This window comes from Litoribacillus peritrichatus, from assembly GCF_039537985.1.
GTDB lineage: Bacteria > Pseudomonadota > Gammaproteobacteria > Pseudomonadales > Litoribrevibacteraceae > Litoribacillus > Litoribacillus peritrichatus.
Genome location: NZ_BAABBN010000011.1, coordinates 1 through 16,454 on the forward strand (window position 1 = coordinate 1; position 16,454 = coordinate 16,454).

The 16,454-nt window shown below is 45.2% G+C and carries 13 protein-coding genes and 1 tRNA gene; all 14 read right to left on the minus strand.

Going from position 1 to position 16,454, the window contains the following annotated elements; genetic code table 11:
• Window positions 1-511, minus strand: a 511-nt coding sequence (locus ABD744_RS16370) for a GTP-binding protein (protein WP_344799629.1), incomplete at its 3' end; no start/stop codon positions are given.
• A gap of 24 nt (window positions 512-535) precedes the next feature.
• Window positions 536-2,647: an elongation factor G gene (gene fusA, locus ABD744_RS16375; protein ID WP_344799630.1), complete on the minus strand. Its 2,112-nt coding sequence runs from the start codon at window positions 2,645-2,647 to the stop codon at window positions 536-538.
• Window positions 2,648-2,665: 18 nt separating this feature from the next.
• On the minus strand, window positions 2,666-3,136 hold the full coding sequence (gene rpsG / locus ABD744_RS16380) for a 30S ribosomal protein S7 (RefSeq protein WP_344799631.1): 471 nt from the start codon (window positions 3,134-3,136) through the stop codon (window positions 2,666-2,668).
• A gap of 102 nt (window positions 3,137-3,238) precedes the next feature.
• Window positions 3,239-3,613 (minus strand): 30S ribosomal protein S12, encoded by a 375-nt coding sequence (gene rpsL, locus ABD744_RS16385; protein WP_344799632.1) that lies wholly within the window; start codon window positions 3,611-3,613, stop codon window positions 3,239-3,241.
• Between the two features lie 132 nt (window positions 3,614-3,745).
• Window positions 3,746-7,954 carry a DNA-directed RNA polymerase subunit beta' gene (rpoC, locus tag ABD744_RS16390; protein ID WP_344799633.1) on the minus strand — a complete coding sequence of 1,403 codons (4,209 nt, stop codon included), beginning with the start codon at window positions 7,952-7,954 and terminating at the stop codon, window positions 3,746-3,748.
• A gap of 66 nt (window positions 7,955-8,020) precedes the next feature.
• Entirely contained in the window at window positions 8,021-12,154 is a 4,134-nt protein-coding gene (gene rpoB, locus ABD744_RS16395; RefSeq protein ID WP_344799634.1) for a DNA-directed RNA polymerase subunit beta, read from the minus strand.
• A 137-nt stretch (window positions 12,155-12,291) separates the two neighbouring features.
• Window positions 12,292-12,663 carry a 50S ribosomal protein L7/L12 gene (gene rplL / locus ABD744_RS16400; RefSeq protein WP_344799635.1) on the minus strand — a complete coding sequence of 124 codons (372 nt, stop codon included), beginning with the start codon at window positions 12,661-12,663 and terminating at the stop codon, window positions 12,292-12,294.
• An 84-nt stretch (window positions 12,664-12,747) separates the two neighbouring features.
• On the minus strand, window positions 12,748-13,242 hold the full coding sequence (gene rplJ, locus ABD744_RS16405) for a 50S ribosomal protein L10 (protein ID WP_344799636.1): 495 nt from the start codon (window positions 13,240-13,242) through the stop codon (window positions 12,748-12,750).
• 171 nt (window positions 13,243-13,413) lie between these two features.
• Entirely contained in the window at window positions 13,414-14,109 is a 696-nt protein-coding gene (rplA, locus tag ABD744_RS16410) for a 50S ribosomal protein L1 (protein WP_344799637.1), read from the minus strand.
• Between the two features lie 2 nt (window positions 14,110-14,111).
• A complete protein-coding gene (rplK, locus tag ABD744_RS16415) occupies window positions 14,112-14,540 on the minus strand; it encodes a 50S ribosomal protein L11 (protein WP_344799638.1) in 429 nt (142 codons plus the stop codon).
• Window positions 14,541-14,588: 48 nt separating this feature from the next.
• Window positions 14,589-15,122 (minus strand): transcription termination/antitermination protein NusG, encoded by a 534-nt coding sequence (gene nusG, locus ABD744_RS16420; protein WP_344799639.1) that lies wholly within the window; start codon window positions 15,120-15,122, stop codon window positions 14,589-14,591.
• An 8-nt stretch (window positions 15,123-15,130) separates the two neighbouring features.
• Window positions 15,131-15,499, minus strand: a complete 369-nt coding sequence (gene secE / locus ABD744_RS16425; protein ID WP_344799640.1) for a preprotein translocase subunit SecE — start codon at window positions 15,497-15,499, stop codon at window positions 15,131-15,133.
• Between the two features lie 25 nt (window positions 15,500-15,524).
• Window positions 15,525-15,600 (minus strand) — tRNA-Trp (locus ABD744_RS16430).
• Between the two features lie 41 nt (window positions 15,601-15,641).
• On the minus strand, window positions 15,642-16,454 hold an 813-nt coding region (locus ABD744_RS16435), incomplete at its 5' end, for an elongation factor Tu (RefSeq protein ID WP_344799641.1).

The window sequence follows — 16,454 nt, forward strand, 5'->3', positions numbered from 1 at the left end:
ATTCGCTCAATAGATCACGAAGTTCCATTTCCACCAACTCTAGCATCTCGTCGTACTCTTCAGTACCGTGACCGCCACAGTCTTCAGCAAGAAGATCAGCTTTGTTCAAGAATACTACGATGTACGGTACACCAACCTGACGAGAAAGAAGGATGTGCTCACGAGTCTGTGGCATAGGACCATCAGTCGCACCACATACCAAGATAGCGCCGTCCATCTGAGCAGCACCAGTGATCATGTTCTTAACGTAATCGGCGTGTCCTGGGCAATCTACGTGCGCATAGTGACGATCCGTTGAATCGTACTCTACGTGTGAAGTCGCAATAGTAATACCACGCTCACGCTCTTCAGGAGCGTTATCGATGTTTGCGAAGTCAACCTTTTCGCCACCGAATACTTCAGAACATACACGAGTAAGCGCTGCAGTTAGAGTAGTTTTACCGTGGTCAACGTGGCCAATAGTACCAACGTTAACATGCGGTTTGGAACGTTCAAATTTTTCCTTTGCCACTTTCAAATACCTCAAAAAATAAAATTAATGACCAGTGTTTTTCTTAATAATTTCTTCTGCAATGTTTGCAGGTGCTTCTGCATATTTTGCAAATTCCATCGAATAGGTTGCACGACCCTGGGTTGCTGAACGCAAATCCGTCGCATAACCAAACATTTCAGACAGAGGAACCTCAGCATTAATAACTTTGCCTGACGGTGAATCCTCCATACCCTGCACCAGACCACGACGACGATTAAGATCACCCATCACGTCACCCATGTAGTCTTCCGGAGTAACCACCTCAACCTGCATCATCGGCTCCATCAAAGCTGGATCACCTTCCGATGAAAGTTTTTTTGTTGCCTGTGAAGCAGCGATTTTAAACGCCATTTCATTCGAGTCAACATCATGGAAAGAGCCGTCATACAGCGTAGCCTTCACACCCAACACCGGGTATCCAGCCAACACACCGTTCTGCAACTGCTCGGCAATACCTTTCTCAACCGCAGGAATGTATTCCTTAGGTACAGCACCACCAACAATTTCATTTACGAATTCTAACGTATCGGAATCGGCATTTTCTTGTGGCTCAAATTTAAGCACAACATGCCCATATTGACCGCGACCACCGGATTGACGAACAAACTTATGATTAATATCAATCGTTGAACGAATTCTTTCACGGTATGCTACTTGCGGAGCACCAACATTTGCCTCAACACTGAATTCTCGGCGCATACGATCAACAATAATATCAAGATGAAGTTCACCCATGCCTGAAATAATTGTTTGACCGGTTTCTTCGTCTGTCTCAACACGGAAAGAAGGGTCTTCCTGAGCTAGTTTGCCCAAAGCAATCCCCATCTTCTGCTGATCAGCTTGCGTTCTGGGCTCTACTGCAACCGAAATCACCGGCTCCGGGAACTCCATACGCTCAAGAATGATCGGCTCCGCAATGGAACATAATGTATCACCAGTCGTTACATCTTTAAGACCAACAGCAGCAGCAATATCGCCAGCACGCACTTCCTTGATCTCTTCACGACTATTGGCATGCATCTGCACCATTCGGCCAACACGCTCTTTCTTACCTTTCACAGAGTTAACAACGCTGTCGCCGCCATTCAATACACCAGAGTAAACCCTGAAGAATGTCAGCGTCCCAACAAATGGGTCGGTAGCAATCTTAAATGCCAATGCAGAAAAAGGTGCATTATCATCTGCTTTACGAACAGCCAAACTCTGCTCTGCATCATCCAGTGTACCTTCAATCGGCTTCACCTCAGTAGGCGAAGGCAAATAATCAACTACACAGTCCAACATGGCCTGAACACCTTTATTCTTAAAGGCAGACCCACATATCACAGGGATGATTTCATTTGCTAAGGTACGCTGACGAATTGCAGCTTTAATTTCGTCATCGGACAAATCACCTTCTTCAAGGTATTTATCCATTAATTCTTCGTTTGCTTCTGCAGCACTTTCTACCATGAGCTCACGGTACTCAGCTGCCTTATCCTGTAGCTCTGCCGGAATATCTTCCAACTCAAAGGTTGCACCCATGTCCTCTTCGTTCCACATGATTGCTTTCATGCGAATCAAATCAACAACACCAGCAAACCCTTCTTCAGCGCCAATATTTATCTGCAAAGGCACTGCAGTCGCTCCAAGACGATCTTTAAGTTGCTCAACAACCATAAAGAAATCAGCACCCGCACGGTCCATCTTATTCACAAAGACCATGCGAGGAACTTCATATTTGTTAGCCTGACGCCAAACTGTTTCAGTTTGAGGCTGAACACCCGAAGAACCACACAACACAACAACCGCACCATCCAAAACACGCAAAGAGCGCTCTACTTCAATCGTAAAGTCAACGTGTCCTGGCGTATCAATGATATTAATACGATGCTCATCGAATTGCTTAGCCATCCCACTCCAAAAACAAGTGGTCGCAGCCGAAGTAATAGTAATACCCCGTTCCTGCTCCTGCTCCATCCAATCCATTGTCGCAGCACCGTCATGCACCTCCCCTATCTTATGGGAGATACCTGTATAGAACAGTACGCGTTCTGTGGTTGTAGTTTTACCCGCATCCACATGAGCACAGATTCCAATATTACGATATCTTTCAATTGGGGTTGTACGTGCCACTGTAGTTCTCCTGAGTTATTAGAAGCGGTAGTGAGAGAACGCTTTGTTGGCTTCAGCCATACGATGCACGTCTTCACGCTTCTTAACAGCAGAACCTTTACCTTCTGCAGCATCTAGCATTTCATTTGCCAGACGTAACGCCATAGATTTTTCACCACGGCCACGAGCAGCATCCACCAACCAACGCATAGACAAAGCTTCACGACGGCTTGGACGTACTTCTACAGGAACTTGGTACGTAGCACCACCTACACGGCGAGACTTAACCTCAACCATAGGCTGGATTGATTCCAGTGCTTTAGCGAACATTTCTAGTGGATCAGCGTTTGTACGTTCAGCAACCACGTCTAGTGCGCCGTATACAATTTTTTCCGCTGTTGATTTTTTACCACTAACCATTACATGGTTCATAAATTTTGCCAACGTAGTGTTTCCAAATTTAGGATCTGGAAGAACTTCACGTTTTGCAACAACTCTTCTTCTTGGCATTGATAAGTCCTCAAAGGTCTTCAGGTTTCCCCAAGACTAATACATCAATTTTTGCTTGGCCTTACATCTTATCTACAGTAAAGCTATCTTATTACCGGGTTATTAACCCTTAGGACGCTTAGTACCGTACTTAGAACGACCTTGCTTACGATCTGCAACACCTTGGGTATCCAAGCTACCACGAACTGTGTGATAACGAACACCAGGCAAATCCTTAACACGACCGCCACGGATTAGAACAACACTGTGCTCTTGCAAGTTATGACCTTCACCACCAATGTATGAAGTAACTTCAAAACCATTAGTCAGGCGAACACGACAAACTTTACGCAATGCAGAGTTTGGCTTCTTTGGTGTAGTTGTATACACACGGGTACAAACACCACGACGCTGAGGGCAAGCTTGCAATGCAGGTACATTGCTCTTCTCTACAACGCGCTTACGCGGTTTACGTACCAACTGGTTAATCGTTGCCATTAAAACAACTCCAATTAAGTAATCAAAAAAACAAGAAAAGGTGAAACCCAAACAGGTCTCACCATTATTCAGGATGCCGAATTCTAAAGACCTCAGCAATCCTAGTCAAGTCTAAGAGCGTGAAGTCACCAATTACTCGATGCCCTTCATCTCTTCAGACAGACGTTCTTCTGCTTCGTCCGCATTCAAAGTTGGAGCAATGAATGGATCCAACTCCTGCTGCTTACGACGCTTACGCTCTTTATGGTAAGTCAAACCTGTTCCCGCCGGGATCAAGCGACCTACAACAACGTTCTCTTTCAAGCCACGCAAGTAATCGCGCTTACCAATCACCGCACCTTCGGTCAGAACTCGTGTTGTCTCCTGGAAAGAAGCCGCAGAGATGAACGATTCAGTCGACAATGATGCCTTCGTAATGCCAAGCAATACGTGCTCAAATTTGACAGTAACCTTATTCTGAGCTGAAAGTTCTTTGTTCAGTTCAAGAACATCTGACAATTCAACCTGATCACCAGGAATCATGTCACTATCACCTGCAGCAGCTACATCAACTTTACGCAACATCTGACGAATAATAACTTCAATGTGCTTATCGTTGATTACAACGCCCTGTAAGCGATATACGTCCTGCACTTCGTTTGTAATGTATTGAGCCAAGGCCTCAACACCCAACAAGCGTAAAATATCATGAGAACTTGCAGGACCGTCAGCAATCACTTCACCCTTAGTTACCGACTCACCTTCAAATACGTTCAGGTGACGCCACTTAGGGATCAATACTTCGTACGCTTCACTGCCATCAGTTGGCGTGATTTGTAGACGCTTCTTACCTTTGGTTTCTTTACCGAAACCAATAACACCTGTGATTTCAGCAAGAATGGCAGGCTCTTTAGGCTTACGCGCTTCAAACAAGTCAGCAACTCGCGGCAAACCACCGGTAATATCTTTGTTACCTGAAGATTCCTGAGGAATACGAGCAACAACATCACCCACCTTAACCTCAGCACCGTCTTCAACACTCACCAACGCACTACCTGGCAGCAGATATTGTGCCGGTGCACCAGAGTTAGCAAATTTAAGTTCGTTACCGTTTTCGTCAAACAACTGAACCATCGGACGAATGTCTTTACCTGCAGCAGGGCGATCTTTCGGATCAATTACCTGAATACTGGATAAACCGGTTAATTCATCAGTCTGGCGGTCGATGGTAATTTTATCTTCCATGCCAACGAACTTAACACGACCCGATACTTCAGAAACGATTGGGTGAGTGTGTGGGTCCCAATTCGCAACGATCTGGCCCGACGTCACTGCATCGCCATCCTGAACGCTAATAACGGCACCGTAAGGCAATTTATAAAGCTCACGCTCTCGGCCGAACTCGTCCGCAATCGCCAATTCGCCTGAACGAGAAGTCGCAACCAACTCACCCGTTTCACGTTGTACGTGCTTAAGCTTGCGAAGACGAACGGTACCACCGTTCTTAACCTGAATATTATCAACAGCAGACGCTCTTGAAGCAGCACCACCAATATGGAAGGTACGCATGGTAAGCTGTGTACCCGGCTCACCAATCGACTGTGCAGCAATAACACCCACAGACTCACCAGGGTTCACCTGATGACCACGAGCCAAATCACGACCGTAACACTTAGCACAGATACCAAAGCGCGTTTCACAGGTAATTGCAGAGCGAACAACGATTTCATCCACACCCATGTTTTCTAAACGCTTAACCCAACGCTCATCAATCAAAGTGCCTTTTTCGATCGCAATATCATCACTGCCTGGCTGCATAACATCCAGAGCAACCACTCGACCCAGTACTCGATCACCCAACGGCAGAACAACGTCACCGCCTTCGATGAGCGGCGTCATGATTAAGCCTTCTTCCGTACCACAGTCATTTTCAGTAACAACCACGTCCTGAGCAACGTCCACCAAACGTCGAGTCAGATAACCGGAGTTCGCCGTTTTCAATGCCGTATCCGCCAAACCTTTACGGGCACCGTGCGTTGAAATAAAGTACTGAAGAACGTTCAAACCTTCACGGAAGTTCGCCACAATTGGCGTCTCGATGATTGAGCCATCCGGCTTAGCCATCAAACCACGCATACCAGACAACTGACGAATCTGAGCTGCGGAACCACGAGCGCCAGAATCGGCCATCATGTAAACGGAGTTGAATGAGTCTTGCTGAACCTCGTTGCCTTCACGGTCAACTACGGTTTCTTTACCCAGGTTTTCCATCATCTTTGTGGAAACCACTTCGTTCGCACGCGACCAAATATCAATAACTTTGTTGTACTTCTCACCTTGCGTTACAAGACCTGACGCATACTGAGATTCAATCTCTTTTACTTCCTGATCCGCAGCTTCAATAATTCCCGCTTTTTCTTTAGGAATTTCGAAATCATTCACACCAATGGAAGAACCGGATAGGGTTGCATAATGGAAACCGGTGTACATTAATTGGTCAGCAAATACCACGGTATCTTTTAGACCAATCACTCGATAACACTGATTCAAAAGCGCAGAGATGGCTTTCTTCTTCATCGCCTGGTTAACCATTTCAAAAGAAATGCCTTCAGGAACGATTTCAAACAACAATGCTCGACCTACCGTCGTTTCACGAATCTCGGTTTTTTCATGGCGATTTCCATCGTCATCGATCACAACATCACGGATACGAATTTTAATCTTGGCCTGCAAGTGGGCACGGCCAGACCAGTAAGCGCGGTGCGCTTCTTCGATATCAGAGAACACAAGGCCTTCACCTTGAGCATTGATTCGATCACGGGTCATATAGTAAAGACCCAATACCACGTCTTGCGAAGGCACAATAATCGGATCACCGTTCGCAGGTGATAAAACGTTATTGGTTGCCATCATCAACGCACGCGCTTCCAACTGAGCTTCAGTTGTCAGCGGTACGTGCACAGCCATCTGGTCACCATCAAAGTCAGCGTTATACGCCGCACAAACCAATGGGTGTAACTGAATCGCTTTACCTTCAATCAGTACTGGTTCAAATGCCTGAATACCAAGACGGTGAAGTGTAGGTGCACGGTTAAGAAGAACCGGATGCTCACGAATTACTTCCGCAAGAATATCCCAAACCTCTGCTGTTTCGCGCTCAACCATCTTCTTAGCAGCTTTAATCGTAGTTGCAAGACCACGTAGCTCAAGCTTAGAGAAAATAAACGGTTTAAATAGCTCAAGCGCCATCTTCTTAGGAAGACCACACTGATGCAAACGTAACTGAGGACCTACGGTAATCACCGAACGACCAGAATAATCAACACGCTTACCTAGTAGGTTCTGACGGAAACGACCGCCTTTACCCTTAATCATGTCAGCCAGTGATTTCAGTGGACGCTTATTTGATCCCGTGATTGCACGGCCACGTCGACCATTATCAAGCAACGCATCCACAGACTCTTGAAGCATACGCTTTTCGTTGCGCACGATAATGTCAGGAGCGCTAAGCTCCAACAGACGCTTCAAACGATTGTTACGGTTGATCACTCGACGATACAAATCGTTTAGATCAGACGTCGCAAAACGACCACCATCCAACGGAACTAACGGGCGAAGATCAGGCGGAAGCACAGGTAACACTTCAAGAATCATCCACTCAGGGCGATTTCCTGACTTCACAAAAGACTCAAGTAATTTTAAGCGCTTTGTAAGCTTCTTAAGCTTAGTCTCAGAATTGGTCGCGGGAATTTCTTCACGAATTTCAGTGATTTCTTGATCTAAATCCAAATCCTGAAGCAAGTACTGTACTGCTTCTGCTCCCATACGGGCATCGAAGTCATCACCGAATTGCTCTAACGCTTCGAAGTATTCTTCATCGTTCAACATCTGGCCTTTTTCAAGCGTGGTCATGCCAGGCTCGATTACCACGAACGATTCAAAATAGAGTACACGTTCAATATCGCGTAACGTCATATCCAAAAGCATACCGATACGAGACGGCAAAGACTTTAGGAACCAAATATGCGCAACAGGACTTGCAAGTTCAATATGACCCATACGGTCACGACGTACCTTTGAGAGTGTAACTTCAACGCCACACTTCTCACAGATAATGCCTCTGTGCTTCATTCGCTTGTATTTACCACACAAGCATTCGTAATCTTTGATAGGGCCAAAGATCTTCGCACAGAACAAGCCTTCACGTTCAGGCTTGAATGTACGGTAATTAATCGTTTCCGGTTTTTTAACTTCACCAAATGACCACGCACGGATCATTTCTGGTGATGCAAGACCAATACGAATCGAATCAAATTCTTCAGATTGGCCTTGTGACTTCAGCAAGCCTAACAGGTCTTTCATTGATAAAGCCTCATTTAGCTTTATGAGCCTTCGGAATTCCTCAGGCTCATAGTAATACTAAGTTAATTATTCAGTTTCTAGTTCGATGTCGATGCCAAGCGAACGAATTTCTTTAACCAGTACGTTAAACGACTCAGGCATACCCGGGTCCATACTGTGATCGCCGTCTACGATGTTTTTATACATCTTCGTACGACCGTTCACATCATCTGACTTAACTGTCAGCATTTCTTGCAGAGTATAAGCCGCACCGTATGCTTCCAGCGCCCATACCTCCATCTCTCCGAAACGCTGTCCACCGAACTGAGCCTTACCACCCAACGGCTGCTGAGTTACAAGACTGTAAGAGCCTGTTGAACGGGCATGCATCTTGTCATCAACCAAGTGGTTCAACTTGAGCATATACATGTAGCCAACCGTTACCTTACGGTCAAACTTCTGACCCGTACGACCATCAAACATGGTCATCTGACCACTTTCAGGCAGACCGGCAAGTTTCAACATGTGCTTAATTTCAGCTTCTTTTGCCCCATCAAACACAGGCGTTGCCATCGGCACACCGCCTCTTAAGTTTGCTGCAAGATCCAGAATTTCCTGTTCAGACAGTGAGTCGATATCCTCAACCTTACCGCCAGTACAGTCAGCCACTTCAGAATTATAGATCTGCTTCAGGAAGTCGCGAAGCAGCTGGACTTTTTCCAGACGCTCTCTTTCTTCTCTGAGCATTTCATTGATTCGATCACCCAGCCCTTTCGCTGCAAGGCCTAGGTGCATTTCCAATACCTGACCAACGTTCATACGCGAAGGTACACCCAGTGGGTTAAGTACGATATCAACCGGCACACCGTTCTCGTCATGCGGCATATCTTCCACCGGCATAATTGCTGAAATTACACCTTTGTTACCGTGACGACCAGCCATCTTATCACCAGGCTGAATACGACGTTTAATTGCCACATAAACTTTGACAATCTTAAGAACACCAGGAGCCAAGTCATCGCCTGTCTGAATCTTACGCTTCTTATCTTCGAATTTCTCATCCTGCTCTTTGCGATGAGTCTTCAAGTAATCCTGAGCTGCCTCAAGCTGCTCATTCAAAGATTCGTCAGCAAGATTCAGTTTGAACCACTGATCGTGCGCCAGGTTATCCAAATATTCCTGAGTTAAACTGTCGCCCTTTTTAATGCCTGGGCCAGCAATGATTTCTTTTCCAACCAAAGCAGCACTTAAACGCTCAAACGTCGCACGTTCAACAATAGTGAACTCAGCCATTAGATCTTTACGGAATTCGTCCAGCTGTGCCTTTTCAATATCCAAAGCACGCTGATCTTTTTCAACGCCATCTCGGGTAAACACCTGAACGTCAATGACCGTACCTTTGGTACCCGTCTTAACGCGAAGCGATGTATCTTTTACATCCGATGCTTTTTCACCGAAAATTGCACGAAGCAGCTTCTCTTCAGGCGTTAGCTGAGTTTCACCCTTAGGTGTCACTTTACCAACAAGAATGTCACCAGGACCTACTTCCGCACCGACATAAACAATGCCAGACTCATCCAGCTTCGCCAATGCAGACTCGCCCACATTAGGGATATCGGCTGTAATCTCTTCAGAGCCCAACTTAGTATCACGACTGATACAAGTTAATTCCTGAATATGAATGGTTGTAAAACGATCTTCCTGAACAGCGCGCTCAGATACTAGAATCGAATCCTCGAAGTTATAACCATTCCAAGGCATGAAGGCGATACGCATATTTTGACCAAGCGCAAGCTCACCCAAATCAACGGACGGTCCATCAGCCAATACATCACCACGGGCTATCTTGTCGCCCGGAAAAACAACAGAACGCTGGTTAATACAAGTGTTCTGGTTTGAACGTACATATTTGGTTAAGTTATAGATATCAACACCAGCTTCACCAGCCGCTGTTTCATCGTTATTAACACGTACAACTACTCGGGAAGCGTCTACACTTTCGATCACACCACCACGGTCCGCAATGATACATACGCCGGAGTCGCGAGCAACGTATCGCTCCATACCCGTACCAACCACAGGCTTTTCAGCGACCAACGTCGGAACAGCCTGACGCTGCATGTTTGACCCCATCAATGCACGGTTCGCATCATCGTGCTCAAGGAACGGAATCAAAGATGCAGCTACGGATACCACCTGGCGTGGCGATACATCCATATAGTCTACTTTTTCAGGCGACATCACGGTAAATTCTTCCTGATGACGAACTGGAACCAATTCACCGACCAGATTATTACCTTCATCAAGCTCTGCGTTTGCCTGAGCAATCACCATTTCTGTTTCTTCGATCGCTGACAAGTAATCAATATCGTCAGTCACCACACCATCAACAACTTTACGGTATGGACTCTCCAAGAAGCCATATTCATTGGTGCGCGCATAACTCGCCAAAGAGTTGATCAAACCAATGTTCGGACCTTCTGGCGTTTCAATCGGACAAACACGACCATAGTGAGTTGCGTGTACATCTCGAACCTCAAAGCCTGCACGTTCACGAGTCAAACCACCAGGGCCTAACGCAGAAACACGTCGCTTATGAGTCACTTCTGAAAGCGGGTTGTTCTGATCCATAAACTGAGACAACTGGCTTGAACCAAAGAACTCTTTGATTGCCGCAGCAACTGGCTTAGCATTAATCAAATCCTGAGGCATCAAACCTTCAGACTCAGCCAAACTCAAACGTTCACGCACTGCACGCTCAACACGAACCAAACCTACACGGAACTGGTTTTCAGCCATCTCACCAACAGAACGGATACGACGGTTGCCAAGGTTATCGATATCATCGACCGTGCCTTTACCGTTACGGATGTCAACCAGTGTTTTCAGTACATCAACGATGTCTGAAGGCTTACTGGTGTCTTCATCGAAGTAGACACCATCATAAAGAATGCCTTCGCCTGTCGTTTCTTCACGACCCAAGCGACGGTTAAACTTCATACGACCTACAGTCGACAAGTCATAACGCTCATCAGTAAAGAACAGGTTATGGAACAGAGCTTCTGCAGATTCTTTGGTCGGTGGCTCACCAGGACGCATCATTCTATAAATTTCTACCAAAGCTTCTAGCTTGTTTCTGGTAGGATCTACTTTAAGCGTGTCAGAGATGAACGAACCACAATCCAGATCATTGGTATACAAAGTTTCAATGTTTGTAATACCAGCTTGTGCAAAAGTTTCCAGTAACTCCATGGTAATTTCAGAGTTACATTCACAAAGAATTTCACCTGTCGCAGGGTGAATAATGTTCTTCGCGATGGTTTTTCCACATAGGTACTCAACAGGTACTTTCAACCACTCAAGGCCTGCCTTTTCCATTGTACGAATATGACGAGCCGTAATACGACGACCCGTTTCTACGATCACTTCACCTTTGTCATCAACAAGGTCAAAGGTTGCTGTCTCACCACGCAAACGGCCGGCAACTAACTCAAGATAAACGCCGTCTTTACGGAATTCATAACTTGAGGTTTCAAAGAAGATATCCAGTACTTGTTCAGCTTCATAGCCAAGTGCACGCATCAAGATAGTCGCAGGTAACTTACGGCGACGGTCAATACGAACAAATACATTATCTTTCGGGTCAAATTCGAAATCTAACCAAGAACCACGATATGGAATAATACGTGCTGAATACAGCAACTTACCAGAAGAGTGCGTCTTACCTTTATCATGATCAAAGAACACACCTGGTGAACGGTGCAACTGAGATACGATAACACGCTCGGTACCATTGATAACGAAAGTACCATTCTCCGTCATGAGTGGCATTTCACCCATGTAAACTTCTTGTTCTTTGATATCCTTAATAGCCTTCGTTGAAGACTCTTTATCGTAGATAATCAAACGAACCTTAACACGTAACGGTGCGGAATAAGTAATTCCACGAAGCACACATTCCTTAACATCGAATACAGGCTTGCCTAACCGATAACTAACGTATTCCAACGCTGCATTTCCAGAAAAAGATACTATAGGAAATACAGACTTAAATGCTGCATGTAGCCCCATCTCCATACGGGACGCAACATCGACATCCGATTGTAAAAACTTCTTGTACGAATCCAGTTGGATTGCCAATAAGTAAGGCACATCCATTACCGGAGGCACTTTACTGAAGTCCTTCCGAATTCGTTTTTTCTCGGTATATGAGTAAGCCATTAGTGATCCTCAGCTCTTTACCAGCGATCGCTCTAGTGCGGGTGACACTATTAATTTTGTACTTTATAAACGGTAAAAGGCCGGCGACAAAGGCCGCCAGCCAGTATTACTATAGAGCTATTTGTGCAGTTTTGAGATTACTTGATCTCAACGCTTGCACCAGCTTCTTCAAGCTGCTTCTTCGCTTCTTCAGCTTCTTCTTTAGAAGCGCCTTCTTTAACTGTAGAAGGAACACCGTCAACCATGCCTTTTGCTTCTTTCAAGCCTAGACCAGTGATTGCACGTACTGCTTTAATAACGTTAACTTTCTTCTCGCCTGCGCCAGTAAGAACAACGTCAAATTCAGTTTTCTCTTCAGCTGCACCGCCAGCGTCGCCGCCAGCTACTGCTACTGCTGCTGCCGCTGCAGTTACGCCGAATTTTTCTTCCATTGCTTCAATCAATTCTACAACGTCAGTTACTGACATTTCAGCAACTGCATTGATGATATCGTCTTTAGATAGAGACATAATATTATCCCGAAATCATATATGAGCTTTCGCTCGTTAATTTTTCACTAAACAACCAGTACTGCATCCAACGGACGACAATAATTAAGCTGCTTCTTGTTCTTTCTGATCGCGGATCGCAGCAATTGTACGAACCAGTTTGCCAGCGGCTGCTTCTTTCATCACGCTCATTAGCTTTGCGATCGCTTCGTCGTAAGTTGGTAGCGTTGCCAGTAAGTTTGCATCTGCAATCTTACCTTCAAAGGCAGCTGCCTTAACTTCAAACTTGTCATTTCCTTTCGCAAAATCTTTAAAGATTCGCGCAGCAGCACCTGGGTGCTCATTAGAAAATGCAATCAAAGTTGGACCAACGAAGTTTTCAGTCAGACACTCATATTCAGTGCCTTCAACAGCACGCTTAGCCAGTGTATTACGGACAACTTTCATCCATACACCCGCTTCACGAGCTTCTTTACGCAAAGCAGTCATCTCCGTTACAGATACACCACGTGCATCAGCAACAACAGCAGACTGAGCTGACTGAGCAGCTTCCTGGACTTCAGCAACAATTGCTTTTTTATCAATAAGTCCTAAAGCCACAATTTAACTCCTAAAAGTTATTTAATGCCCCGAAGAGCTAACTTTGGTGTGACAATTCAGTATTCTGAAGGGGTACACACCATCTGCGCAGGATATTAAGTTTTATTTAAAACACCTGCGGTCTTTGACGGCCTCTATTACTAGAGACCCCAAAGTTCTGTCTGGCCTTGATTAAATATCAAGCGCCGTATGATCGATCGCAAGACCTGGACCCATAGTTGAAGAAAGCGTTACCTTCTTCAAAAATACGCCTTTTGCAGAAGCTGGCTTTGCTTTCTTAAGGTCAGCCAACAATGCTTCCAGGTTACCTGTGATTTGAGCCGCATCAAATGTAACATTACCGATAGCAGTATGAATGATACCTGCCTTATCATTACGGTAACGAACCTGACCAGCTTTCGCGTTTTTAACAGCAGTTTCAACGTCAGCAGTTACAGTACCAACCTTAGGGTTAGGCATTAAACCACGAGGACCAAGAATTTGACCTAGCTGACCAACTACACGCATAGCGTCTGGAGTTGCAATCACTACGTCAAAGTCCATGTTACCCGCTTTAACATCAGCAGCAAGGTCGTCCATACCAACAACATCTGCACCCGCAGCTGTAGCTTTATCAGCGTTTTCACCTTGAGTGAACACAGCAACACGAACTGATTTACCGTTACCGTTTGGTAGAACAGTAGCACCACGTACGTTTTGATCTGACTTACGAGCATCAATACCAAGGTTCACAGAAACATCAACAGACTCAGTGAACTTAACAGTGCTTAGCTCTTTCAATAGAGATACAGCTTCTTCTACAGAATATTGCTTTTCAGCATCTACTTTTTCTGCAACAAGTTTAGCGCGCTTAGTAAGTTTAGCCATGATTAACCCTCCACCTCTAAGCCCATGCTTCGTGCTGTACCAGCAATAATACGAACCGCTGAATCCATATCAGATGCATTCAAGTCAGCCATTTTCGTTGTAGCAATTTCTTCCAACTGCGCACGTGTCACTTTACCAACTTTGTCAGTATTAGGACGAGAAGAACCACTCTTCAAACCCGCTGCCTTCTTCAAAAGAACTGAAGCTGGCGGTGTTTTCGTAATAAAAGTGAAAGAGCGATCGCCATACACTGTAATTACCACAGGAACCGGAAGACCAGGCTCCATCTTCTGTGTTTTAGCATTGAATGCCTTACAGAATTCCATGATATTTACACCGTGCTGACCTAGAGCAGGACCTACCGGCGGACTTGGATTTGCTTGACCAGCTGCAACCTGCAACTTGATGTAAGCTTCAATTTTCTTAGCCATTATTTACTCCTATTGGGTAGTAACGCCTTACGGCTCCCCGATTAATTATCAGGTTTTTTCAACCTGACCAAACTCTAATTCCACTGGTGTTGAACGACCAAAAATAAGAACCGAAACTTTTACCCGACTCTTTTCATAATCCACTTCTTCAACAACACCATTAAAGTCCGCAAACGGACCATCATTAACTCGAACAACCTCACCGGCTTCAAACAACGTTTTCGGACGAGGCTTATTAACACCGGACTCTACGCGCTGAAGAATTGCATCCGCTTCGCGTTGTGTAATCGGCGCTGGCTTATCGGCCGTACCACCAATAAACCCTAAAACTCTGGAAGTGCTTTTGACTAAGTGCCACGTATCATCATTCATATCCATATTAACTAACACATAACCAGGATAGAATTTACGTTCACTTTTGCGCTTCTTCCCTTCGCGCATTTCTATAACTTCTTCAGTTGGAACCAGAATCTCACCAAAGTGCTCTTCCATTCCCTTCAGGTTGATTTGCTCTTTTAAAGAGTTCATCACTCTTTTTTCATAGCCAGAGTAAGCTTGAACAACGTACCAGCGCTTGGACATATAAACCTCTAACCAATCAGCAACTTAACAAGCCAACCAAACAACGTATCCATCAGATACAAAATAACGCCAACAATAAGAACAGCCACAACAACAATAATTGTTGTTTGACGTGTTTCTTCTCTTGTTGGCCACACAACCTTCTTAACTTCAGCCCAAGACAAACGAACAAATGAAGAAAACTGCTTTCCATGCTCAGTTGTCAAAGTAATACCCAAAGCAACCACTGCCAAAACAAGCACAGCAATCACACGATACAACAAGGACTCATCACTAAAGACAGAGTTTCCAACAACTGCCACTGACACCAGTGCAGCAACCAGAACCCATTTCACGATATCTAATGGAGATTTTTGATTTTCAATATTTGAATTCATTGTGCGCGCTAAAGAGGAGAAAAGGTGGCAGGCCAGGAGGGACTCGAACCCCCAACTTTCGGTTTTGGAGACCGACGCTCTACCAATTGAACTACTGGCCTATTTAAATACCCCTCTATTTAGAGAGGGGCACATTATACTACTACTCAGTGATCTTTGCAACAACACCAGCGCCAACTGTACGGCCGCCTTCACGGATCGCAAAACGAAGACCTTCGTCCATCGCAATTGGAGCAATCAGTGTTACTGACAACTGAACGTTATCACCAGGCATTACCATTTCAACGCCTTCTGGCAATTCACAAGAACCAGTTACGTCAGTTGTACGGAAGTAGAACTGTGGACGGTAGCCTTTAAAGAATGGCGTATGACGACCACCTTCATCTTTACCCAACACATAGATTTCTGCTTCGAACTTAGTGTGTGGAGTAATTGCGCCTGGCTTAGTCAATACCTGACCACGCTCAACTTCATCACGCTTAGTACCACGCAACAAAATACCACAGTTCTCACCAGCACGACCTTCGTCTAGCAACTTGCGGAACATCTCAACACCAGTACAAGTCGTCTTAGTCGTTTCTTTAATACCAACGATTTCGATTTCTTCACCAACAGTGATGATACCACTTTCGATACGACCAGTTACTACAGTACCACGACCCTGGATTGAGAAAACATCCTCAATCGGCATTAGGAATGGCTTGTCTGTATCACGCTCTGGCTCTGGGATGTAAGAATCAAGAGCTTCAACCAAGTTCTTAACAGCAGTTGTACCTAGCTCGTTATCATCTTCACCGTTCAATGCCATAAGAGCAGAACCAGCGATGATTGGAGTATCATCACCAGGGAATTCATATTCGCTCAATAGATCACGAAGTTCCATTTCCACCAACTCTAGCATCTCGTCGTACTCTTCAGTACCGTGACCGCCACAGTCTTCAGCAAGAAGATCAGC